The sequence below is a fragment of the Nonomuraea sp. NPDC001699 genome (assembly GCF_053596455.1).
On the sequence record NZ_JBSFGF010000044.1, the window covers coordinates 13,552 to 35,197 of the forward strand.

The 21,646-nt window shown below is 69.9% G+C and carries 19 protein-coding genes and 2 pseudogenes; 12 read left to right on the forward strand and 9 right to left on the reverse strand.

The genetic code is table 11. The features are described from left to right. Positions 1 to 8 precede the first annotated feature (8 nt). Complete coding sequence (locus ACWCSU_RS50740; RefSeq protein ID WP_449944405.1) at positions 9 to 911, forward strand: IS5 family transposase; 903 nt, start codon at positions 9 to 11, stop codon at positions 909 to 911. A 76-nt stretch (positions 912 to 987) separates the two neighbouring features. After that, a pseudogene (locus tag ACWCSU_RS50745) lies at positions 988 to 2,064 on the forward strand (IS701 family transposase); the annotation flags it as partial. A gap of 159 nt (positions 2,065 to 2,223) precedes the next feature. On the opposite strand, the gene ACWCSU_RS50750 reads toward ACWCSU_RS50745, so the two are convergent. Beyond that, positions 2,224 to 2,811 carry a hypothetical protein gene (locus tag ACWCSU_RS50750; RefSeq protein ID WP_449944408.1) on the reverse strand — a complete coding sequence of 196 codons (588 nt, stop codon included), beginning with the start codon at positions 2,809 to 2,811 and terminating at the stop codon, positions 2,224 to 2,226. A 447-nt stretch (positions 2,812 to 3,258) separates the two neighbouring features. Beyond that, positions 3,259 to 4,581 (reverse strand): MATE family efflux transporter, encoded by a 1,323-nt coding sequence (locus ACWCSU_RS50755; RefSeq protein ID WP_449944411.1) that lies wholly within the window; start codon positions 4,579 to 4,581, stop codon positions 3,259 to 3,261. A gap of 64 nt (positions 4,582 to 4,645) precedes the next feature. Here ACWCSU_RS50755 and ACWCSU_RS50760 point away from each other — a divergent pair, with 64 nt between their 5' ends. Genes ACWCSU_RS50760 through ACWCSU_RS50775 form a run of 4 tightly spaced genes read left to right on the forward strand, consistent with a single transcriptional unit; the run spans position 4,646 to position 9,283 of the window. Further along, complete coding sequence (locus tag ACWCSU_RS50760; RefSeq protein ID WP_449944414.1) at positions 4,646 to 6,196, forward strand: ABC transporter substrate-binding protein; 1,551 nt, start codon at positions 4,646 to 4,648, stop codon at positions 6,194 to 6,196. Further along, a complete protein-coding gene (locus ACWCSU_RS50765) occupies positions 6,181 to 7,128 on the forward strand; it encodes an ABC transporter permease (RefSeq protein ID WP_449944417.1) in 948 nt (315 codons plus the stop codon). The genes ACWCSU_RS50760 and ACWCSU_RS50765 overlap by 16 nt, the downstream gene beginning before the upstream one ends. Further along, complete coding sequence (locus ACWCSU_RS50770) at positions 7,125 to 7,919, forward strand: ABC transporter permease (RefSeq protein WP_449944420.1); 795 nt, start codon at positions 7,125 to 7,127, stop codon at positions 7,917 to 7,919. Before ACWCSU_RS50765 ends, ACWCSU_RS50770 begins: the two co-directional genes overlap by 4 nt. Beyond that, a complete protein-coding gene (locus ACWCSU_RS50775) occupies positions 7,916 to 9,283 on the forward strand; it encodes an ABC transporter ATP-binding protein (protein ID WP_449944423.1) in 1,368 nt (455 codons plus the stop codon). The genes ACWCSU_RS50770 and ACWCSU_RS50775 overlap by 4 nt, the downstream gene beginning before the upstream one ends. A gap of 250 nt (positions 9,284 to 9,533) precedes the next feature. Here the strand turns inward: ACWCSU_RS50775 and ACWCSU_RS50780 are convergent, their stop codons facing one another. Beyond that, on the reverse strand, positions 9,534 to 10,460 hold the full coding sequence (locus ACWCSU_RS50780) for a helix-turn-helix domain-containing protein (RefSeq protein WP_449944426.1): 927 nt from the start codon (positions 10,458 to 10,460) through the stop codon (positions 9,534 to 9,536). 254 nt (positions 10,461 to 10,714) lie between these two features. Between ACWCSU_RS50780 and ACWCSU_RS50785 the strand changes: the two genes are divergently transcribed. Further along, the gene (locus ACWCSU_RS50785; RefSeq protein ID WP_449944429.1) at positions 10,715 to 11,173 is read left to right on the forward strand and encodes a DUF2690 domain-containing protein; all 459 of its coding nucleotides are present in this window, start codon (positions 10,715 to 10,717) and stop codon (positions 11,171 to 11,173) included. Between the two features lie 244 nt (positions 11,174 to 11,417). Here the strand turns inward: ACWCSU_RS50785 and ACWCSU_RS50790 are convergent, their stop codons facing one another. Together ACWCSU_RS50790 and ACWCSU_RS50795 are read right to left on the reverse strand one after the other, a co-directional pair. Then, positions 11,418 to 11,726 (reverse strand): STAS domain-containing protein, encoded by a 309-nt coding sequence (locus tag ACWCSU_RS50790; protein WP_449944432.1) that lies wholly within the window; start codon positions 11,724 to 11,726, stop codon positions 11,418 to 11,420. 165 nt (positions 11,727 to 11,891) lie between these two features. Further along, positions 11,892 to 12,212: a MarR family transcriptional regulator gene (locus ACWCSU_RS50795; protein WP_449944434.1), complete on the reverse strand. Its 321-nt coding sequence runs from the start codon at positions 12,210 to 12,212 to the stop codon at positions 11,892 to 11,894. A 288-nt stretch (positions 12,213 to 12,500) separates the two neighbouring features. Here ACWCSU_RS50795 and ACWCSU_RS50800 point away from each other — a divergent pair, with 288 nt between their 5' ends. From ACWCSU_RS50800 to ACWCSU_RS50820, 5 genes and pseudogenes are all read left to right on the forward strand, one after another. Continuing rightward, positions 12,501 to 12,806, forward strand: a complete 306-nt coding sequence (locus ACWCSU_RS50800; RefSeq protein ID WP_449944437.1) for an STAS domain-containing protein — start codon at positions 12,501 to 12,503, stop codon at positions 12,804 to 12,806. 544 nt (positions 12,807 to 13,350) lie between these two features. Next, a pseudogene (gene sigK / locus ACWCSU_RS50805) lies at positions 13,351 to 13,946 on the forward strand (ECF RNA polymerase sigma factor SigK). Further along, the gene (locus ACWCSU_RS50810; protein WP_449944439.1) at positions 13,943 to 14,707 is read left to right on the forward strand and encodes an anti-sigma factor; all 765 of its coding nucleotides are present in this window, start codon (positions 13,943 to 13,945) and stop codon (positions 14,705 to 14,707) included. The pseudogene sigK and the gene ACWCSU_RS50810 overlap by 4 nt, the downstream one beginning before the upstream one ends. Before the next feature lie 122 nt (positions 14,708 to 14,829). Beyond that, on the forward strand, positions 14,830 to 16,386 hold the full coding sequence (locus tag ACWCSU_RS50815; RefSeq protein WP_449944442.1) for a molybdopterin-dependent oxidoreductase: 1,557 nt from the start codon (positions 14,830 to 14,832) through the stop codon (positions 16,384 to 16,386). Between the two features lie 48 nt (positions 16,387 to 16,434). After that, positions 16,435 to 17,043 (forward strand): fasciclin domain-containing protein, encoded by a 609-nt coding sequence (locus ACWCSU_RS50820; RefSeq protein WP_449944444.1) that lies wholly within the window; start codon positions 16,435 to 16,437, stop codon positions 17,041 to 17,043. Between the two features lie 313 nt (positions 17,044 to 17,356). Here ACWCSU_RS50820 and ACWCSU_RS50825 read toward each other — a convergent pair whose 3' ends face one another. From ACWCSU_RS50825 to ACWCSU_RS50840, 4 genes are all read right to left on the reverse strand, one after another. Beyond that, positions 17,357 to 17,719 (reverse strand): peptidase inhibitor family I36 protein, encoded by a 363-nt coding sequence (locus tag ACWCSU_RS50825; RefSeq protein ID WP_449944447.1) that lies wholly within the window; start codon positions 17,717 to 17,719, stop codon positions 17,357 to 17,359. A gap of 363 nt (positions 17,720 to 18,082) precedes the next feature. Further along, positions 18,083 to 18,712 carry a class I SAM-dependent methyltransferase gene (locus ACWCSU_RS50830; RefSeq protein WP_449944449.1) on the reverse strand — a complete coding sequence of 210 codons (630 nt, stop codon included), beginning with the start codon at positions 18,710 to 18,712 and terminating at the stop codon, positions 18,083 to 18,085. Positions 18,713 to 18,920: 208 nt separating this feature from the next. After that, positions 18,921 to 19,907: a hypothetical protein gene (locus ACWCSU_RS50835; RefSeq protein WP_449944452.1), complete on the reverse strand. Its 987-nt coding sequence runs from the start codon at positions 19,905 to 19,907 to the stop codon at positions 18,921 to 18,923. A 650-nt stretch (positions 19,908 to 20,557) separates the two neighbouring features. Further along, positions 20,558 to 21,370 (reverse strand): bile acid:sodium symporter family protein, encoded by an 813-nt coding sequence (locus tag ACWCSU_RS50840; RefSeq protein ID WP_449944454.1) that lies wholly within the window; start codon positions 21,368 to 21,370, stop codon positions 20,558 to 20,560. Positions 21,371 to 21,646 lie beyond the last annotated feature (276 nt).

The following is a 21,646-nucleotide window of genomic DNA, read 5'->3' on the forward strand; positions in this document are numbered from 1 at the left end:
GAGACCTCGTGGACACCTTAGCGGTGACGCGGCGGTTCGACCTCACCGATGCGCAGTGGGCGCGGCTGGAACCGCTGCTGCCTGCGGGCAGGAAGCCAGGTCGACCGTCGCGGTGGAGCAAGCGCCAGTTGATCGATGGCATCCGCTGGCGAGTGCGAGTGGGCGCGCCGTGGCGGGACGTGCCGGAGTACTACGGCTCCTGGCAGGCGGTCTACAGCTTGTTCCGCCGCTGGCAGCGTGCCGGCGTCTGGCAGCAGATCCTCACTCGACTGCAGGCTCTGGCCGATGCTGCGGGCTTGATCGGCTGGCAGGTGGGGGTGGATTCCACCGTCTGCCGGGCCCATCAGCACGCGGCCGGCGCGTCCAGGAACGGCGAAACGCAGTCCGAGCCGCCCGGTGGCGCCCAGCCCGAGCCCGTCGATCACGCCCTCGGACGCTCCCGGGGTGGTCTGTCGACCAAGCTGCACCTGGCCTGTGAGCAGGGCCAGCGTCTGCTTGCCCTGGTGGTGACAGCTGGACATCGCGGCGACGCGCCACAGTTCCCCACGGTCATGGCCGCCATCAAGGTGCCCCGGCTCGGGCCCGGCCGCCCGCGCACCCGACCCGAGATCGTCCGCGCCGACAAGGCGTACTCCGCCCGCGCGATCCGGCAGCACCTGCGCGCCCGCAAGATCCGATGCACCATCCCTGAACCCGCCGACCGCAGCGCCGCCCGACAGCGGCGTGGCAGCCGTGGTGGACGTCCTCCGTACTTCGACGCGGCTGACTACCGCGCCTGCTCAGCCGTCGAGTGCGGCATCAACCGGCTCAAACGCCACCGCAGCATCGCCACCCGGTACGACACACTCGCCGTCCGCTACGAAGCCGCCCTCCACATCGCTGCCATCAACGACTGGCTCAGGATCCTTTGAGACACGGCCTAGTAGTGCTTTGTTAGGTCGGCGTGTCGTTGGGCGGCTGTGCCGATGCGGGTAGTTTCATGCTGCGATGACCCCTCACGAGCTTTCGGTTGCCCGGCGGCGCCTTGAGACGTTCGCCGCGGAGATGTTCGCGCCCATGACCCGCTCCGATCAGCGGGCCAAAGGGGCGACGTACCTGCGTGGGTTGCTGCTGGACGGGCGGCGTAAATCGATGCAGCCGATGGCGCAGCGACTCGGGGTGGATCACCAGGGGCTGCAACAGTTCGTGACCACGTCGACCTGGGACACTCAGGCGGTGCGGGCCAGGCCGGCCCGACGGGCCGCCGAGGTCGTGAAGCCGGTGGCGTGGGTGATCGACGACACGGGCTTCCCCAAGGACGGCAAGGGCTCACCGTGTGTGGCGCGGCAGTACTCCGGCCCCCGGGGAAAGGTGGCCAACTGCCAGATCGGGGTGAGTGTCCACGCGGTCAGCGACACCGCGTCCAGCCCGCTGGATTGGCGGCTGTCCGTGCCCACGTCATGGGATGACCAGGCCTGTGATGCCGCCACCGGTCGGCAGGTGGCCGCGCGACGGGACCGATGCGGCATACCCGGCGCCGAACGCCATCGTCCGAAGTGGATGATGGCGGTGGAGATGCTCGATGCGCTGATCGAGCAGGGACTGCAGCCTCCGCTGGTGGCGGCCGACGCCGGTTATGGCGACAGCAGTCAGTTCCGCGGCGCCTTGGACGAGCGAGGGATCGGCTACATCGTGCAGGTCAAAGGCGACGCCCTCGCGCACGCCCCGGACGTGGTCCCCTCGCCGCGGGTCTGGTCCGGCCAAGGCCGGCCTACCACCCGGACGGGCCTGCGCTACCCCGGCACCGCCGTCAGCTTGGCCGAACACGTCCGGGCCGCCGGTCGCGACGCAGCGGTCACGCTCACCTGGCGCGAAGGCTCCAAGGGCGCCATAACCTCGCAGTTCCTCTTCCTGCGGGTGCGTCCGGCCGGGCACCGCATCGCTCGCGCCGGCGACGGCCCCCTGCCCGAGCGGTGGCTGATCGCGCAGTGGCCCGACGGCGAGGGCCAGCCGGTCAAGTACTGGCTGTCCAGCCTGCCTGCCGATACCGAGCCGGCCGACTTGATCAGGTACGGCAAGATCCGCTAGCGGATCGAGCACGACTACCGCGAACTGAAGCGAAAACGCAAGATCAGGGCGCACTCGTGTTCGCCTGCCCTGGGGTCAACTGCAAGCGAGGCGAAGAGGTTCAATCGTCCGGCTGGACCGCTTCGATTTCCATATCTCTCGTCGGCGCCGAACGAGTTACCACGTTCCGCCCCACCACCGGGTGCATTTCCAGGCGCTCCCGGCCTTGACGCAGGCACGGAACCAGCGGTGACTTACCCAGTTGACGGCGTAAGTGGTGGCGCTGGTGGCCCCGCTGGGCACGGTCTTGTGGCAGGCGTGGTAGTTCTTCACGTTTCCGTCGGCCCAGTCGAGGGAGATCACGTCGCCCGCACGCAGGCTGCTCCCCCATGCCCACCACAACCAGTAGTCGTAACCGTTGTAGAGCCCGACGCCCCCACGCGAGGCGCCCGTGGCCTGCTCCTCGATGAACCGATCGCTGGTCTTGGGATAGTAGGTGTAGGGCCAGTAGGCGGGGCCGCAGGAGTAATTGATGACACCGGCAGCGTGCACTTCATCTGTCTCCTCGGTCTGGGCAGAGGAGAGATCGAGGGGATGCGGCGTGTGGCCCTGAACGTCGCCAGGCGATGCGGTCGGATCAGGACTGAGGTCTTGAACGTCTTCCTGAGTTGTGGGCGGTTCCGAGGCCGGGTCCTGAGCATATGCCGGAGTTACCGAAATGCTCAGAGCCACGGCAGCAGCGAAGATGGAGAGCAGTTTCTTCACGGATCACCTCTCTCACGATCGCGTGGTCTCCCGACTGAAGGCGGGAATGGTTTCTCCAGATTTTCCAAGGGGATGAGGCATGAGTCTTCAACCCGAGGTTGTGTTCAGCGATCCAACAGGCGCCGTAACCTCATGCCACTTCCGGCTACGCCGGTGGAGCGGGCTACTCCCGAGGTTTACCTGTCTGCGGAGAGGCCGCGTGGCCTGGAGAACGGGATTCGACGGCTCACCAGTCGCTCCAGTCGGTCCGCTCGTCACCGCGCTCGCCGTACGGCGCTCCGATACCCACCAGTGCCACTCACTGACCCTGCAGCGATTGCAGCCGCCGGCCGGACATTCCCGATGAGCTACCAGGCCCGCAGCTCCCCTACGCGCGGCTTCCCGGGAGGCCGGCCTGCGCGGCGGGAAGCCGAAGGACAACTGTCAGCCGAGCAGCCGCGGCTGGCGCTACCGCACCGGTAGTGCGGCCAGCCTGCGGGAGAAGCGGCGCAGGAGCAGGCCGGCTGTGGCGGTGAGGCCGCCGAGCAGGCCCAGCCAGGTGCCCACCGCGCCCAGTCCGGCCGGTCCCGCCAGCAGGGCCGCGAGGGGAAGACCCACGAGCCAGTAGCCGACCAAAGTCAGCCGGAAACCGCTCTTGGTGTCGTCGAGACCACGCAGCAGACCCACGCCGATGTTCTGGGCGCAGTCGACGAACTGCATGACGGCGGCCACCGTGAGCAGGCCGCTGGCGATGGTGAGCGCCTTTCCGCCCTCGGCGCCGAGGAAGGGGCGCAGGACCAGGCCGGGCAGCGCGAGGTACAGCAGCGCGACGATCGCCATGACGGCAGCCCCGCAGGCGAGGGCGGCTCGCGCGATGCGCCGGGCCTGACCGGCCTGTCCCAGGGCGATCTGCCTGCTCACGCCGATCGAGGCGGCGTGCGACAGACCCACGGAGACCTGAAAGACGATGTAGACGAGCTGGTTGACGGCGGTGTGCGCGGCCAGGGCGGCAGTGCCGGACGCGCCGATGATCAGGGCGACGACAGAGAAGAACCCTGCCTCGGAGCCGTAGGTGGCGGCGATCGGCAGTCCGAGCCCGGTGAGTCGGCGCACGGTCGCGGGACGGGCCCGCCAGAAGCGAAGGGTGAGCGCCGGGGCCAGCTCCGGGTCCCGGCGGGCGGAGACGTACAACGCGACGAAGGTCGCCAGGTAGACGGCACTGGTCGCGGCCCCGATCCCAGCCAGCCCGAGCGGATGGACGAGCGCGGCGTTGAGCGCGGCGTTCACCACGATCGAGGCCAGGGTGATGCGCAACAACGCCTGCGGGCGGCGCATGCCGACGGTGAACTGCCGAAGGGCCTGGAACCACAGGCAGGGCAGCAGGCCGGGCGCCAGCGCCCACAACATCGGCCGCATCCGCTCGATCACCGCCGGCTCCTGCCCCAGCAGGGCGACGGCCTCGCCGATCAGAATCATGGCCGCACCGCCGACGAGACCCGCGATGGTCGCCAGCGCCATCGCGGCGCGGACCAGGTCACCGACATCCTCTTCACGTGCGTGGGCGGCGGCGACCTGGTTGCCGACCGCTGTCACCAGCCCGACGCCCATGGTGCGCACCTGGTTGAAGATGACCATCGCCAGCCCGCCCGCTGCCAGCGCCTGCACGCCGAGCAGGCCGAGCATGAGGGTGTCGGTGGTGGTCAGCGCGACCTGGGCGAGCTGGGTGAGGGCGAGGGGTACGGCGAGTCCGGCCAGTTCGCGTACGTCGTGGCGCAGGGGGGACGTTGTCACGCCGTTTTCTCTCCATTTAGGATAGGCAAACCTAAGTAAGACTATCGGTGCGAATGAGGATGAAGTGAACCTGAGCAGGCGTCAGCTTCTCATGACCGCGGGAGGAGCGAGCCTAGCGGCGCTGCTCGCGGCCTGTGGCAGCGGGGCGGAGCCCGGCGCCGCCCCCGCGCCCCAACCGGCTCAGGCGAAACCTGCCACCGGCGGCACCCTGCGCGTCGGCGCGCTGGGCAAGGCGAGCGCGATCACCCGCGACCCCCACGGCACACAGGCCAACGAGAGCGACTATCTGATCATCAGTCTGCTCTACGACACGCTGACCGTCCCGGGCGCCACCGCCAACACCGCGCCCCGGCTGGCCGGGGCGTGGAAGGCCGACAAGGAGGTCAGGACCTGGCGGTTCACGCTGGCGCCGGGCGCGACCTTCCACGACGGCACGCCGGTGACCGCCGAGGACGTCGTCTGGTCGCTGCGCCGGCTGCGCGACACCCCCGCCGGTCCCTCCCGGCTGCCGGGCGTCACGTCCGCGAACATCAAGGCGGACGGGGACACCGTTGTGCTCACCTCCGACTATCCCAACGCCGACCTCCCGCTGATGATGCGGCTGACGACGTTCGTGATGAAGAAGGACACCACGGAGGTGGCCGGCGCGCCGGGCACGGGCCCGTTCAAGCTCGACTGGTACCGCGACGGCAACGCCCGCCTGGTCCGCAACGACAGCTGGCACGGGGGCAAGCCGTACCTCGACGCGATCGAGGTGAAGATCTTCGAAAGTCCGCAGGCCATGGCCAACGCGCTGCTGGCCGGGCAGATCGACGTGGCCTCCAACGTGGGCGCCGTCGCCGCCCGCGTCGCCGCCGGCCGACCTGGCGTGCAGGTGCTGCGCCGGCCCGACGACATGGCGATGCCGATCGTCATGCGCACCACCAAGGGCAGCCCGTACGCCGACCCCCGGGTCCGCGAGGCACTCCGGCTGGCCGTGGATCGCGAGGCGATGGTCAAGCAGGTGCTCAGCGGGTACGGCAAGGTCGCCAACGACGTGCTCGGCACGGGCGATCCCGTCTACGCCAAGGACCTGCCGCAGCGCGCACGCGATCTCGCGCGGGCCAAACAGCTGCTGCAGGAGGCCGGTTTCGACCTGTCCAAGGCCTACCCGCTGCACACCACCGACGACATCGCGGGGCTCGCCGAGTCCGCCACGCTGTTCGCCACCCAGGTGCGTGAGGCGGGCGTGCAGATCGAAGTCGTCAAGCAGGACTCCGGCGCGTTCTGGGACAAGACCTGGCTCAAGGGCGACCTCTACACCACGTACTGGGGCACCAACGACTCGGTGCTGTTCTTCGCCAGCAAGCTTCTGCTGACCGGCGCGGGGCAGAACGAGTCGGGCTGGAGCGACGCCGCGTTCGACCAGGCGTACAAGGAGGCCGTGGGCACCCTGGACGAGGCTGCCAGGGCCAAGGCTCTGCGCACGCTGCAGGAGATCGAGCACGAGCGCTCCGGTTACGTGCTGTGGGGCATGGCCGACGGCATCGACCTGGCCGGAGCGGCCGTCCGGGACCTGCCGAAGCTTCCCGGGTACGGACGCGTGCAGCTTGAGCGGGCATGGCTGGCTCGTTGACGGTGCTGCGGCTCGGCTGGTTGCTCGCCCGCCGGGCCGGACTGCTCGCGGCCTTGCTCGCGCTGGTCTTCGTCGTCGTGGAGGCGCTGCCGGGCGACGCCGCCGACGCGACCGCCGAGCGTGGGGAGAGCGAGGCCAACGTCGCCCGGCGACGCACCCTGCTCGGCCTCGACCAGCCGGTGTTCCTGCGGTTCCTGCGCTGGATGGCCGGGCTGCCCACCGGGGACCTCGGCGTCTCCGCCCGCGGGGAGAAGGTCTGGGACCTGCTGGCGGGGCCGCTGCCCAACACGCTGCTGCTGGGCGGCATCGCTCTGGCCGTCACCGTCGCCACCGCGCTGGCCGTCGGCTGCTGGGCCGCACTGCACCCGGGATCGGTGACCGACCGGGTGACCTCGGCCTCCGCCACGGCGGTGCTGGCCCTGCCCGAGTTCGTGATCGCGGTGGCGCTGGTGCTGGTGTTCGCGCTGTGGACGGACCTGCTGCCCGCGGCGACGCTTGCCGGGGCGGACGGGTCCCCTGCCTCATGGACGATGCTGGTACTGCCGGTGCTGGCACTGGCGATCCCGCAGATCGGATGGAATGCACGGATCGTTCGCGGTGCGATCGCCGACGAGGCGCGAGCACCGCATGTGGCCGCCGCGGTCCTCGACGGTCTGCAGCCCCGGCGCGTCCTCAGCCACCACCTGTTGCCCGGCGCGCTGCCCGCCATCGCCGTGGGCGCGGCGACCTCCACCGGCATGCTGCTGGGCGGCGCGGTCGCGGTAGAGACGATCTTCAACTATCCAGGGGTCGGCACGCTCCTCGCCGGAGCCGTGGCAGACCGCGACACCCCGATCATCGCCGGAGTAGTGGCCTTGACCGGGCTCGCGATCACGTGTGTGCTGCTGGTCGCCGACCTGATCCGCTCCTGGGCCGCAGGAGGCCGCCTGTGACGCGTCTGCTGCCCGCACTGATCCTGCTCCTACTGGCCTTGGGCGGACCGCTCCTGGCTCCCCTGCCAATGGACCAGCCGGTCACCATCCCCTACGGGCCGCCCGGAGCCGACGGCGCGTTGCTCGGCGGAGACCAGCTCGGCCGCGACGTCCTGAGCAGGCTCCTGTACGGAGGGCGCGACCTGGTCCTGTCCTCCATCGCCGTCGCGCTGCTCGTCACGGCCATCGCCGCGGTCCTGGGCGTGGCCGGCGCGCTACGTCCGGCCTACGGCCGCTTCATCGAACGGGCGACAGACGTGTTCATGCTGCTGCCCGCCGTCCTGGGCATCCTGCTGGTCACCCAGGCCTGGCCGCGCGGCGGCCCGTTCGCCCTCGTCACCGCCGCCGTCGCACTCGGCGTCCCCTTCGCCGTCCGGTTCATGACCGCCGCCGCGGCGCCCGTCGTGACCACCGGCTACGTCGAAGCGGCCATCGCCGGTGGCGAGCGTACCTGGCATCTCATCCTCCGCGAGGTGCTGCCGAACCTGCGCTCCACCGTTCTGGCCCTGTTCGGGCTCCGTTTCGTGGAAGGCGTCTACGTGATCTCCACTGCCGCCTTCCTCCAGATCGGCCCCCAGCCCCCGGCCGCCGACTGGGCGTTGATGATCCGTGAGAACAGCGCCGGGCTCGTCCTCAATCCGTGGGCCGTGCTGGCACCTGGCATCGCGATCGCCGCGCTGGCGATGAGCGTCAACCTGGCCGCCGGCGCACTCGCCCCCAAGGCACGTACATCGGAGGTGGCACTCCTGTGACCCCGCTTGCGGTGGTGACCAGGCTGACCGTGGCGGCCCCCGGCGGGCCCGAGCTGCTGGCGGGCGTCAGCCTGGCCGCCCATTCCGGGCGTGTCCTGGCCCTGGTGGGCGCCTCAGGCTCCGGCAAGACCACCCTGCTGCGCGCGCTGCTCGGCGACCTCCCCCCGCGCACCACCCGTCAGGCAGGAGACGTGCGGGTGCTCGGCACGGACGTGTTCGGCTGCGGCCCTGACGCGCTCCGCGAGCTGCGGCGCAGCCGACTGGCCTTCGTCGGGCAGGATCCTGGCTCGGCGCTCAACCCCAGGATGCGCGTGGCCGCCGTCGTCGCCGAGACCGGCGCCGGCCTGACCCGTGACGACGTCGCCGGCCTGCTCGGCGAGGTCGGTCTGGGCGACGTCCCCGGATTGCTCAGGCGCAGGACCGTCGAGCTCTCAGGTGGCCAGCAGCGCAGGGCCGCTCTGGCCCGGGGGCTGGCCCGCCGGCCTGATCTGCTGCTCCTGGACGAGCCCACCGCGGGGCTCGATCCGACCGCGGACATCGGCGCGCTGCTGCGGCGGCTGGCCACAGAACGCGGAATCGCGGTGGTGATGTCCTGCCACGACCGGGAACTGGTCGCCCAGGTGGCCGACGACGTCCTGGAACTGCCCGGTGGCGCGCCCTCCCAGGCGTCCGCCCCCAGGCCGCCGCGCCGCGGCACACCTGGTCATGAGACGGGACTACGCGCCGAAGGGCTGGCCGCACATGTGGGGCCCGCACGGCTGCAGGTGCTGCGCGGCGTCGACCTGCACGCGCCCTCAGGAACCACGGTCGGCGTCGTCGGCCCTTCGGGCTCGGGCAAGACCACGCTGCTGCGCACCCTGGTCGGCCTGCACCCGCGCGCGGGCGGCTCCCTCACGCTGGACGGTCTCCCCCTGCATCCTGACGTGCGGCGCCGCGGGCAGGAACTGCGGCGCCGGGTGCAGTTCGTACCGCAGAACCCGATGGGCGCGCTGAACCCCTCGGCCACGGTCGGCGCCGCCCTGCTACGGCCGGTGCGGCTGCACCGCCGACGCCCCCGCGCCGCGGGACCTGAGCGCGTGGGCGAACTGCTGGAACAGGTCGGGCTGAGCCCCGGCCATGCCGGCCGATATCCGCACGAGCTGTCCGGCGGCCAGCGCCAACGCGTCTCCATCGCACGAGCACTGGCCGCCGAACCCGACGTGCTGATCTGCGACGAGGTCACCTCGGCCCTGGACGACGGCACCGCCCGCGCGGTCATGAACCTCCTGACCGGCCTGCGGGAAACGCAGGGCACGGCCGTGATCTTCGCCTCTCACGATCTCCGGCTCGTCCAGGAGTACGCCGACAGTGTGGTCACGGTCTAACCGGGACATGCCGGCCAACGGTCGTGCCCACGGCCTACGCGCCCGATGGCCAGGGAAACGGGGACGGGCAGCGCCGACGCCGCCTCCGCGCCCATGAGGATCAGGGCCAGGCACGCCACTGATCCCGACAGGGCCAGCACCATCGAGCCCGCCGCACGGACCGCCCGGACCGCCGGCTCGACGGGAGGGAGCAGCGAACGCCAGCGCGATGCCCCACCTGCGAGGACAGGGAGGCCGTCGCCCACCGGTCTCACCGGCGGCGCTGGTAGTGGTCGAGGGCGATCTTCGCGGCGTAGTTGCCGTCGTCGGTCTCGATCACCTTGATCACGGCGATCTCCCCGGTCCGGCGGGAGCACAGGCAGAAGAACGTCCCTGGAGGGACCTGCCGGAAGCGTACGCCGTATGACGGGGCGGGGGTGGCCTGCACGCTGCACCGGTCGGGGGTCAAGGACGGCTGGGAGGAGATGTAGACGTCAGTGTCGTCGGGAAGCTCGAAGGCGCCGTGGCCGTCCCCTCCGCTGTTGGTGCTCATCGACCATTCGCCGTCTCCCTCGGCGACCACGCCGGTCTGCAGGTCGAAGTAGAAGTTGTAGTCCGGTAGCGGTAGGCGCCGGTCAAGGTAGACCGGCTGGTAGGCCGACGTCGGCGACGGAACGACGCTCACAGGAGGGACTGCCCCGCGCCTCTCCTCCGGCGCCCACGGTGTTGTCACGGCGAGAGTGACGGCGCAGGCCAGCGCCACGACGACAAGGACCGCCGGCCATCGGTGTCCGATGATCCGGCCCAGGGCTGTGCCTGCCACGGCAGTAGTCGTGGTGTCCGCCGGTACGGGACCGCCGAGTGCGTCGGTCGTGTCCTGCGGCTCTCCTGCTCCGGCGAGCAAGTCGGGGCAGGCGCGCTGGATCGTGACGTACAGGCTGGTCCAGCGTCGGCGCCATGCTTCGACGTCTCCGCCGCAGGCCGCCACGAAGGCGAGGGTCACGTCCAGCGTCGGCAGGGTGTGCCCGGCCGCAGCGCGGGACAGCACTGACGGCGAGTAGTTCGCCTTCTGCGCGAGTTCGCGATACGTCGGGGCCCCTGGTGCACCGATCCGCAGTTCGCGAAGGTCGAGGGCGAACTCCTGGAGAGGCCCGTCCGGTACCTTCGCCTCCCGCCTGCCCATCGCTACCTCGATCACGCAGTCGAAGCCCGCCCGTCCCCGTGACGGGCACCGTAGCCGGCAGTATCCGATCTTCCGTGAGATCGGTCAACCGGCCCGGAGCGCGCCGGGGCTCACGCCCGGGCGGATGTTTGATTGTTTCTCTTTGTTCGGGCTTTGGTTCGTCAGTGCCTGGAGATCTTCCCTCGCTACCGGTCGCTGGCGAGAGTCGAGGTCGCAAACGTCGTGCGGGACCTGCCCGCATGGTCGTACGCCGACTGAGAGGAAGCAGCATGCAACGATCCTTCGCCATCACCGCCCTGGCCCTCGGCCTCGTCTTCACCGTTCCCGTGGCCTACGCCCAGGACGGGCCGGGCCGCGCGGAGAGAGACAAGTCGATCGGCGACACGACCAGGGCATGCTGGGGGAAAGGGTGCAACCGACAGGATCCCATCAGCAAGCACTGCAACAATGACGCCCAGAGCATCATCCGGTACGACACCAGCCTGGGCCTGCTGGAACTACGCCACAGCCCGGCATGCGGCGCCTCCTGGGCGCGGATCACGGGCGCACGGGCGGGAACGTGGTTCTACGTGCAGGCCTGCTACGCGCCGTACACGCAGACCTTCCGGGTCCCCCGCGGCTACACCGACGCCTACACCGACATGGTGCCTGGCCAGGTGGGCATACGCGTCGGCAACCTCGCTGATCACAGCCCCTGCTTCCGACCGTCGGTCGCGAAGCACGGGTGAACCACCGCGACCACCGTTCACGCGCCGGGACGGGGTTGTCGTCGAACAGGGTCATCGATGAGCCCTGAGGGGCAGACGATCGGCGACGTTCGTGGGCCCACCCCGCCCAGCCGTCAGCCGGCACTCACCGATTACCCTGACGCCACCGACGTGCCCTTGCTGCCGCCGTCCGCTGGAGAGGCGGGCGGCGGCTACAGGAAGGTGGTTCGGTCCTGGTAGCGGCGGTGGATGAAGGCACGCACGCTCAACTGTGTCGTGCGCTGGCCCGCACCACGTTGATGGCTTCCTCCACGGTGGCGTACATCGGCAGATCGCTGATCTGCAACAACCGGGCCGGGTCGCCCAGAGCGCCGGTCAAGTGCAAGCTGGTGCCATCGGCGGCGCAGGTGTCATCGCACCTCAGCAGAGCCTGAATGCCGCTGGCGTCCAGGAGTCGCAGCCCGCTCAGGTCGACGATCGCATGGTCGCCGGGGCGACGGATACGGGCGAGGTAGTCGGTGACCTGGCCGCTGGCGATGCGACTGGCCTCGCCTGCGATCGCGATCACGCTCATGTGGGGGAGATACTGATGCGCCAGCCTCAGCTTCGCGGTGCCCGTGATCGCCCATGCCCTCCATCTGCTGCTGAACTCCTCTGAACGCCCTTCAGTTCTCCCATCGGACACCCCCGACGCACGTGGAGCGCGACCGACTCATTGTTAGACGGTCAGGCGGGCCGATCACTGTTCATCAGAGCCGCCATCGTGACGACCGGATTGATCGTCATGGTCGGGCAGGCGGTCATGCAGGCCGGCGGGCAGGTCACGATCAGCGAAAAGGCCGATCAGCAGGCTGACGGGCAGGCCCGCTTCCGTCGGGTAGCGGAAATGCTGGTCGAGATGGAGGCTGTAACGATTGCGGCGACCGACCCGCTCCCGGCTCAGGTAGCCGGCCCGGTACAGGTCAGTGACGATGTTCTGCACCGCCCGCTCGGTGATGCCGATGCGGGTGGCGATGTCACGCAGCCGTACCGCAGGGTTGCGGGCGATTTCCACCAGCACACGGGCGTGATGGGTCAAGAACGTCCAGCTGGCGGGGCGGTCTTCTGCTGTGGGCACAACCCTTAGCGCTTTCTCCGCCTTGGTCCCGGCATCGCGGGGGCGGCCGAAAATCCCTACCGGAAGATTCTATGGCGAAAGCCTTTTCCTGCAATGTAGTTCCGCCATAGTCTCGAAGGTGAGAGGGCTTGAGTGTCGTCCCAACCGGCCGAGCCCATATGGGGGATCACTCATGTCCGTCACTCTGACGCACCTTGCCCTCACGCCGAGCATCGCCGCCGCCAGGCCGCCATGTCGCCGCTGGAGATAAGCCGCCGCCTGCTCGCGGCCGCGGTGCTGATCACGGTGTCCGGGGAGCTCGACGCCACCAATATCGATCACCTGGAGTCGGCCGTCGGCCGCGCCCACCAGCCTGGCCGGCCCCTGATCCTCCATCTGGGCGAACTGATTTTCATGGACAGCAGGGGCCTGCATCTCCTGCTGCGAGTACACCACCACGTGCTCAGCCAGGGCGGCACCGTCCACGCGGCGGGGGTACATGGCGCTCCCGCCCGGACTCCGCAGCTCACTGGAGTGTGGGACACGCTGAAGCTGTGAAGCCGCCATAAGGGCGACCCAGAACACCCTGCGTCCGCGATCCTGACCTGGCCGCGGCCCGCGTACCCGGGTCTCCTTCCGTGCTCGGGACGAGGCGGGGACAGGTGACGGCCTCCGGCCGCCGTGAGCGCCCCACGCGATCTCCGGCCCGCACTGCGAGCACGCTGGGCGTCACTCCTTCGATGACGCTTCTGATGTACTCGCTCGGCGCCATCCCGTCCATCAGCGCGGTGCATGCGGCGCCCACGCGCCGCATGGGCGATGGCCGAGAGCCACCACCGCGCGAGCAGTCCTGCACGCCCGCCCTGCAACGCGATGCCGGCCAGCACCTCCGCGCCCATGACGTGGCCCTCAGTGCGTACCACGAACAGGCCACCCGGTCACGATCGAAGATGATCTCTGCGGCCGGCCGGAAGTCGGGTGGTACCGGCGAGCAGAGTCTGCGACCTGATCGCGCTACACGACGGGGTGTCACCCATCCGAAACGTGCATGGCTCCGAAGCTCTTGTGGCCGGTGTTGTGCCGGTCGGAGCAGGAGGGCTGCATGGGAGCGCGGGACCGGTCACCGGTGTACGAGGACTCCTCGGGCGATGGTGCGCCGGGGCTGGAGGACCTGCTGCACGCGGTCGGCAAGGGTGATCGCGGGGCGTTCGAAGAACTGTACGAAGTGCTGGCGCCGCGGGTCTTCGGACTGGTGCTGCGGGTGCTGCGGGATCGGGCGCACAGCGAGGAGGTGGCGCAGGAGGCGCTGGTCGAGGTGTGGCGTAGCGCCGCGCGGTATGAGCCGGACAAGGGGTCGGTGATGGCGTGGGTGCTGACCATCGCCCATCGGCGGGCGATCGATCGGGTCCGTTCGGCACAGGCGGGCGCGGATCGGGAGGAGCGGGCCGCGCGGCTGGAGCCGCACCGCTGCTTCGACGAGGTCTCGGAGCTGGTGGTGGGCCGGTTGGAAGGTGAAAGGCTGCGCCGCTGCCTGGACGGGTTGCCGCGTTGCAGCGTGAGTCGGTCACTTTCGCCTACTACGGCGGCTACTCCTATCGGGAGGTCGCCGAACTGGTCAAGGCACCGTTGGGGACGGTCAAGACACGAATGCGCGATGGGCTGATCCGCCTGCGCGACTGCCTGGGGGTGGAGCGATGAAGGCGGCAGGCAATGGGTTCGACCCGCACACCCTGGCGGGTGCTTACGCGCTGGACGCCATCAGCGACGAGGGCGAGCGACGCCGTTTCGAGCAACATCTGGCACGGTGTGCCGAGTGCGCGCGGGAGACGGTGACGCTCCGTGAGACGGCCGCGCGGCTCGGCGTGGCTGTGGCAGTAGAGCCGCCGCCCGGTCTGCGGGAGCGGGTGCTGAGCGAGATCGATCAGGTGCGTCAACTGCCGCCGGAGGTCCCCCCGGCACCACATACAAGGCGGCCATGGCGGGCCTGGCCGGCGGCGGTGGGCATGGCGGCGGCTCTGGCCATGGTGGCCTGGCTCGGCGTGACTTCTGTGCAGGTACGTCAGGAACTGCAACTGGCCCAGCGTACCGAGCAGCGGATTGCCGCGGTGCTGAGCTCGGATGACGCTCGGACGGTCACCGGCGCGGTCGCGGGGCCGTCTGCCGGGGGTGGGCATGGGCGCGGCACGGTGGTCATGTCGCGCTCGCAGGGCGCGCTGGTGTTCTGGGCGGCCGGGCTCGGTGACCCGCCCGCAGGCCGGGTCTATCAGCTGTGGCAGCTCGCACCAGGACGGATCACCTCGGCGGGTCTGCTCGTCCCCAGCCGCTCGGGAGGCACGCTGCCGGTACTCAGCACCATCGGGTCCGATGTCGGCCAGGTAGGGGTGACAGTCGAGCCCACCGGCGGTTCACGGCAACCCACCAGCACGCCGTTTCTGCTGCTGGACCTGCCCGCCGCCTGATCTTCCGGCTGCCGGGAAGTGGCACCCATCCGTTCCGGCGGTGACTCCGAAGCCCTGTTGTGACTGCTGAGACACCGGCCCGCAGCGTGGCGGACCCCGCACCTGCACCCGCATCGCCGCCCATGTCTGCGGCCTTCGGCGTACTGGCCGCGGTGGTGGCGCTGGGGATGGCGGAGCTGACCGCGGCGCTGGCGGGCCGGGCCGAGGCCGGACCGCTGCTCGCTGTGGGATCGGTGTTCATCGACCTGAGCCCGGCATGGCTGAAGGACATGGCCATCCGTACCTTCGGCGTTGCCGACAAGCCGGTCCTGCTCCTGACGCTGGCGGCCGTGGTCGCGGTCGCAGCCGCGGCCATCGGAGCTGCCGCGCCCCGGCGTCCGCGCCTGGCCATGGCGGCCCTGCTCGGCCTCGCTGCCCTCGCCGGGGCCGCGGCGCTGTCACGGCCGGGAGCGGACCCGGTCGACGTGCTGCCCGCCGTGGTCGGAGCGGTGGGCGGCACCTTCGCCCTGCTGTATGCCCGGCGCAGGCCCCAACCTAGGCCAGACGGCCATATCACGCTGGGTGATCTGGTGCGCTACGGCCATCCCGTCCAGCCGCCGGTACCTGCGCCAGCGGCCGATCGGAGGGCCCTGCTCACCCGCGGGGCCGCGATGCTCGGGGTGGCCGTCCTGAGCGGCGGCGCCGGAAGGGCCGTCACCTCGGCCCGCCAGGCCTCCGCCGACGGCCGCGCCCTGGTGCTGCCCCCTCCCGCCGACCCCGCCCGGCCGCTTCCGGCGGGGGTCGGACTGCAGGTGCCGGGCCTCAGCTCGTTCACCACACCTGACGACACCTTCTACCGGGTCGACACCGCTCTGATCGTCCCACGCGTGCCGCACCAAGAGTGGACACTACGCCTGCACGGTCTCGTCGACCGCCCGGTCGAACTGTCCTTCGCCGACCTGATGGCCACGCCACTGACCGAACGCGACATCACCCTGACCTGCGTGTCCAACGAAGTCGGCGGGCCGTACGCGGGGCACGCCCGCTGGCTCGGCGTCGACCTGGCGGCCCTGCTGCGCGAGGCCGGCGTCCAAGCCGGCGCCGATCAGATCCTGTCACGCTCGGCCGACGGATGGACCGCCTCCACCGCACTGGAGTCGGTGCTGGATGGCCGCGACGCGCTGCTGGCCATCGCGATGAACGGCCGGCCGCTGCCACCCGCCCACGGATTCCCGGCGCGGATGATCGTGCCCGGCCTGTACGGATACGTCTCGGCCACCAAGTGGGTCACCGACCTGAAGCTCACCCGCTTCGCCGACGAGCCCGCCTACTGGACCAGGCGCGGCTGGGCCGAGCGCGCGCCTATCAAGACCGCCTCCCGCATCGAGGTGCCCAAGCCGTTCGCCGAGGTCGCCGCCGGCCCGGTCACGGTCGCCGGGACCGCGTGGGCCCAGCGCCGTGGCATCGCCGTCGTGGAGATCCGCGTCGACGGCGGCGCCTGGCGGCAGGCCGGCCTGGCCGCCTCTGCCGGGCCCGACACCTGGCGGCAATGGCGCACGACCTGGCAGGCCACTCCCGGACAACACCGCCTGGAGGTCCGCGCCACCGACGCCACCGGTCACACCCAGCCCGCCGAGCGGGTGCCGCCGATCCCGGACGGCGCCACCGGCTGGCACTCGGTCCTGGTGACCGTCACCTGATCTCCCCTCCACACGCCCATTCATCACACCAACAGGAGATGTCAGACCATGAACATTCGTCACGTCGCCGCCGTACTGCCGATCCTGGCCGTGGCCGTCTCGATGACCGGCACCGGCGCGCTCGCCTCCACCCGGAACACCTCGCAGGCGGAGAACACTCCGGCTACGGCGCATGCGGCGATCCAGCGTCCCTTCGGTCCGGCGTGCTCGTCCGTGCCCGCCACGGGCAAGGGCAGCTTCACCGGTATGGCCGCCGACCCGGTCGCCACCGCCGCCTCGCACAACCCCGCGCTGTCAACGCTGGTCGCCGCCGTGAAGAAGGCGGGCCTTGTGGACACGCTGAACGGCGCTGACGGCATCACTGTCTTCGCGCCGACCAACCAGGCGTTCGCCAAGATCCCCAAGAAGACGCTGGACAAGGTCCTGGCCGACAAGAAGATGCTGACCAGCATCCTCACCTATCACGTCGTCGCCGGCCGTAGAAGCCCCGCTGACCTGCGTAGCGGGAGCTTCACCACCCTGCAGGGCGGCAAACTCGCCACCCGTGGCTCAGGCACCACATACATGATCAACAACGCCCGGGTTGTCTGCGGGGACGTGTCCACGCGCAACGCCACCGTGTACATCATCGACACCGTCCTCATGCCCGAGAAATAACCTCCGGGTCGAGCTCGCCACACCTCTGTGGCGGGCTCGACTTCGTCCTGGCACCGCTGCACACCACCTGCCGCCGGCAGTGAATTCGGCGATCACATCAGTTCCGGCGGGATTGGTCGCCACCAGCGGCTTCTCACCGCAAGGAGCGCTTCGGGATCCCTCTCAGCCGCCGCTCTTGTGCTCATGTTCACTGCCTCCCGCTCGTGTCGGCATGCCCGGCCGGCATGGCCGCGTCGTGGCCGGCGGCGTAGGACCTCATGACACAGCCTCATCGGCGCGACCGCCCGGCGGACGAACGGCCGCGCCGATCCGGTCAGCAGAAGCCGCGGCGCAGTGAGCTGACCCGGTTGTCCCAGAATTCCACCAGGTCGTAGGAGCCGAAGACGTCACGGGCGTCGCCCGTGTAGCCCCCGCCGTCGAACAGGCACCACCCCTGACCGGTGTTGTTGGCCACGCTTGAAGCTCGATTGTCCATGTTCTGCCGCTGCAGATCCGGCGAGCCCGAACGGAAGGTCGCGATCTCACCGGTCCCGTTGGTTCCGTCGAACAGGCAGAAATGTCCTGCCGGGCATCGTTCGAAACCCGCCGGAGCGGCATTGGCCGGTGTGGTGAGGATCGTCGTGCCGACGATTGTCAACGTGACGACGCGGAGCAGCTGGGAAAGCCGGATGGACATGAGTGTCTCCTTGTGCGTTGGAACGAGGGGACTCGGCCGTACGCACGAGCCGGGCATGGCGTGCGATGCACCGGTGCCGGTGGGTCACGACGTTGATCCTGCCGTACCCGGCGCTTCACCGAGGGGCTACCTGGAGTCAGCGAAGCCAGGACGCGGGGGTGTCCAACAGGCCCACGGACAGCCTCGGACGGACTCGGCCGTCCGATGACAGGCGGAGCCGGGACAACGTGTCTCTTTCGGCGGCGGCACCCGGGGCGTACGTCGACTGCTCGCTCGCGCGGCCAGGCGGGCGTTCGGGCGCTCCTCACCGGGCCGGCCGCCTCTGCGGCGTTCCCAGGTGGAGCTACCGGGCAGACGCCTGTCTCACTGAGGCACGGACGCTTGAAATGCCAGACAGGTCCACGAGATGTCCTGACGGCCATGCGGATCGACGCGCTGGGCAAGATGGATGAGCTCCAGGTCGTGCGCGCGAGCCAGGTCGATCGTCTCCCGCGCGGAGACGGGGAACATGCGGCGGCCGCTGGGGACCGGACCGTGACGTAGGGAAAGCAGCACTCGTCCGCCGGTGGCGAGCAGGTTGGTCAGACTGGGCATCGCCGCCGACCGCTGCTGCTCGTCCAGATGCATCCAGACAGCGGTCATCAGGATGAGATCGAAACGACGCCCGATCGAGCGTAGTACCGCAAGGTCCGGCAGCGCGTCGTCGATCCACTCCAGATCCTGGTCGGCATGCAGGGCCTCCCCCAGCGCACGTAGTTCAGCAGTGGGTTCTGCGGCGACGACCGTGTGGCCCAGGGCTGCCAACGCCGCCGCGTCGCGGCCACTACCCGCGCCGATGTCCAGCACCTGGCTGGGCTGTACGGGGAACAAGTGCAGCACCTCTCGGTGAACCTCTGCGAACGTGACGCTCTCGTACTGCTCGGCCAGCGTCTCGGCCGCTTCGGAGTACCCTGCGGTAGTTTGCGACGTTTCATGCGGCTTGTTCCTCATCATGGAGCGGCACTCTAAGTCATGCCCGCCACCGCGCGACAGCCGAGACGATCGGTTCCGCGACTGGCCGGCGGTCACCGAAGTGGCGGCACACTCGCCGAACACCGAGGCCCCGCTCAGCCGGCGCATGGCTCCGGTATCGAGGCAGGTGCAGGCAGGTGCCGGCCGACGGCTGCCCATGCAGGCGACAGACCAGTTCCTGGGGATCGAATCAGCGAGCGGTCAGTTCGGTGATGTCGACCGCGTTCACCAGGGCCTGTAGCTCGGGCTCGAACCGGAGATCGAGCGGCTGCGGCTCCTTTGCGGCCCCCTTCTGGTTGAACATCAGGTTGTCGCCGGTGTCGTTGACCACGGTGGCCGCGTTCACAGCATCCCATCGCACACCGTCGAAGGAGCGCCGCTCGAAGCGTCCCGCGAGCATGCAGCTCACCTGAGTCCGGCCGTACGCGTCCACGCGATCGGTGCGCAGCACCACCGCGCGCGCGGCGCTGAGGCCAGGAGCCACGGCGAACGCCTCGCGCAATGTGACCAGCAGGTATCCGCACAACGTCAGGGTGTAGTAGCTCGCGCGCTCCGTCTTGGTGAGCTTCTTCAGCGAGAGGTTGCCCGCAGCGGTACGTGAGGGGAAACGCTCAGGGACGAAGTCCGGCCCCGGCGCAAGGATCACCACAGACACCTCCGAGCCGTTCAGCGCCACAGGCGCCGCAGGCGCCTCGTTGTCCTCGAACGCCTCCGCCAGAACCGGCAGGACCATGTCTGGATCGTTCCCGCACAGCCGCTGCCATTGGCGGTTGAGCTCCCGCTGGTACCGGTCGCGCTCGGCGTTGGCCTGCGTCCACCAGTTCCGCATGTCGGCCTCGGCGGCCTGCCGCGCACGCTGCTTGGCCTCAGCGCGGGCCCTGCGCTGAAACACGCCGATTCCGGCCAGCGCCTGCTGCTCCCGAGGGGCCAGAAAGGCCGTGAGGTCCGGCGACGGGACAGGCGCGGCGACAGGTGGTTGCGCGGGCGGGAACTCGGCCCGATGCAGGTCGAGGATCTGCATGAAGACGCCCGCCAGCCGTTCGGCTTCGGCGGCCTTCTCTGCCTGCGCGGCGGCGCGCTGGGCCTGGGCCATCTGCCGTTGCAGGCTACCGGCCGTGGGACGACGCCCCGTTGTGCTACGTCGGCGACCACCGCCAAGGCTGGTGTAGAAGCTCATCGGCCCCACCGAGGAAGAGAGCCCGGTACGACCGGCTCCCACATGCATCCGCGCGAAGCTGGGTCCGATCCCGGCTCTCAGGCCGCGACTGCTGACCCTGAGGCGTACCCCTGGCATGACCTTGAACGAGAAACCCACCCTGACGTCTCCTTCGCGTCATGCCTGTTCACCGGCGTCCCACTGACCTCAGGATCTTCTTCGGACCGGCGGCGGATGTCGTTACGAACCCTGATCCTGCACCACCATCGGCCGGGTCAGCTGGGGCTCTCGGGAGCGGCCGTACCGGCCTCAGGTTCAAGCTCGAACACCGTGGCCATGCGACCGGCTTGCCGGTGCCCGGGTATCACCCCCCACCAGGACCTACGCGCCGCCGACCCGGAGCGGAAGCTCGGTCGCTGCCATCACCGAACGCTGGAGGTTTGCCCACCATGACCGATTTTCCGCTTCTCCGCGTTGTCGGCTGACACGTGAGACCGCAGCGCCGCGGACCGGCGGTTCCACGTACGTGGCGAAGCGGTCGCAGGCGACCGCGGCGATGTCAGCTGAGACCGGCGACGACCTGCACGATGGCCAAGCGGAGCCCGCCGGCGATGAGCGAACCGGTCGGAGTACAACGACCAAGCCACGGTTCCGGCGTAGCCGGACGGCCGTCAAGACGGCGCGGGCGGGGAGACGACAGGGGCCACAGTCGGCGATGGCGGCCGGGTTCCGAACAGGCTGGCGGCGAGTTTCTGCAGCAGGCTGTAGGCCAGGATCGGCACGAGGACCTGCGGACGGTGCGCGAACCAGCTGGCGGCCAGGACCGCCGCCGCGCTGGTGTTGTTCATGCCGGTGGCGAAGGTGAGGGAGATGCCGTCGGGAGTGTCGCATCGGGTCCATCGGGACATCCACCTGCCGACGAGGAAGGACAGGCAGCAGACTGCACCGGCCACGCCGACGGCCAGGGCCAGGAAGTCAGGGTCGGGGGGCGACAGCGCCTGCCCGAGCGCGCCGGAGGCGTTGAGATAGCACAGCAGCAGGATGTTCGCGATGTTGACCAGCTTGATGACCGGCGCGATGCGTGCCGCTCGCCGCTCCCCGAGTATGGCCCGCCCGAGGATCCCGGCCAGAGAGGGCAGCACGATCAGGGCCAGCGCGAATGCGCCCGCGCCCGCTGTCCCGGCCAGCCCGTCGAGCCGCGCCGTGTCATCAAGGCTGCGGGCGCCCCCTGGGCCGACCAGGGCGGCGGACACGGTCAGCCCCCACGGAACCGTGACAGGGCTGAGCAGCGTCGAGCCCACGACCATGGCGACCACCAAGGGCACGTTGCCTCCGGCGTTCTGCCCCCATGACGCCGCTCCGCCGGCGATCGGCATGGCCAGCACCAGCAGCAAACCGACCGCGAGGCACTCCACCTCCGCGGCATCGGGCCAGGCCCGCAGGCACATCGCAGCAACCGGCAGGAGCACCACAGGCAGGAGCAACCTATCGATTACGGTCAGTGACCCGAACTTCGGGGGCGGTAACTGGCCCGCCTGTAGGCCATGGCCGCCCGGCCGAGCCGGCGCCCGTGGTGGCGGAGGGTCTTGACGTGCGGCCGGACAGACTTGCCGGAAGGCCTGCAGTGCCGCTGACCTGCCGCGGCAACGGCAGAGGCGGGCGCCGAACAGTTCAGGAGTGGACCGGGCCCCGCCGACGACGAGTCGGCGGGGCCCGGCGCCTGGCTCAGCCGTCCTCGGGCTCGGAGGCGTCGCCCTTGT

What these genes read in the sequence shown, in the direction of transcription:
- ACWCSU_RS50800 (WP_449944437.1), top strand. Translation starts at nt 12,501, where the DNA reads ATGTCGCCGCTGGAGATAAGCCGCCGCCTGCTCGCGGCCGCGGTGCTG.
- ACWCSU_RS50810 (WP_449944439.1), top strand. Translation starts at nt 13,943, where the DNA reads ATGAAGGCGGCAGGCAATGGGTTCGACCCGCACACCCTGGCGGGTGCT.
- ACWCSU_RS50785 (WP_449944429.1), top strand. Translation starts at nt 10,715, where the DNA reads ATGCAACGATCCTTCGCCATCACCGCCCTGGCCCTCGGCCTCGTCTTC.
- ACWCSU_RS50835 (WP_449944452.1), bottom strand. Translation starts at nt 19,907, where the DNA reads ATGAGCTTCTACACCAGCCTTGGCGGTGGTCGCCGACGTAGCACAACG.
- ACWCSU_RS50825 (WP_449944447.1), bottom strand. Translation starts at nt 17,719, where the DNA reads ATGTCCATCCGGCTTTCCCAGCTGCTCCGCGTCGTCACGTTGACAATC.
- ACWCSU_RS50830 (WP_449944449.1), bottom strand. Translation starts at nt 18,712, where the DNA reads ATGATGAGGAACAAGCCGCATGAAACGTCGCAAACTACCGCAGGGTAC.
- ACWCSU_RS50790 (WP_449944432.1), bottom strand. Translation starts at nt 11,726, where the DNA reads ATGAGCGTGATCGCGATCGCAGGCGAGGCCAGTCGCATCGCCAGCGGC.
- ACWCSU_RS50820 (WP_449944444.1), top strand. Translation starts at nt 16,435, where the DNA reads ATGAACATTCGTCACGTCGCCGCCGTACTGCCGATCCTGGCCGTGGCC.
- ACWCSU_RS50815 (WP_449944442.1), top strand. Translation starts at nt 14,830, where the DNA reads ATGTCTGCGGCCTTCGGCGTACTGGCCGCGGTGGTGGCGCTGGGGATG.
- ACWCSU_RS50765 (WP_449944417.1), top strand. Translation starts at nt 6,181, where the DNA reads ATGGCTGGCTCGTTGACGGTGCTGCGGCTCGGCTGGTTGCTCGCCCGC.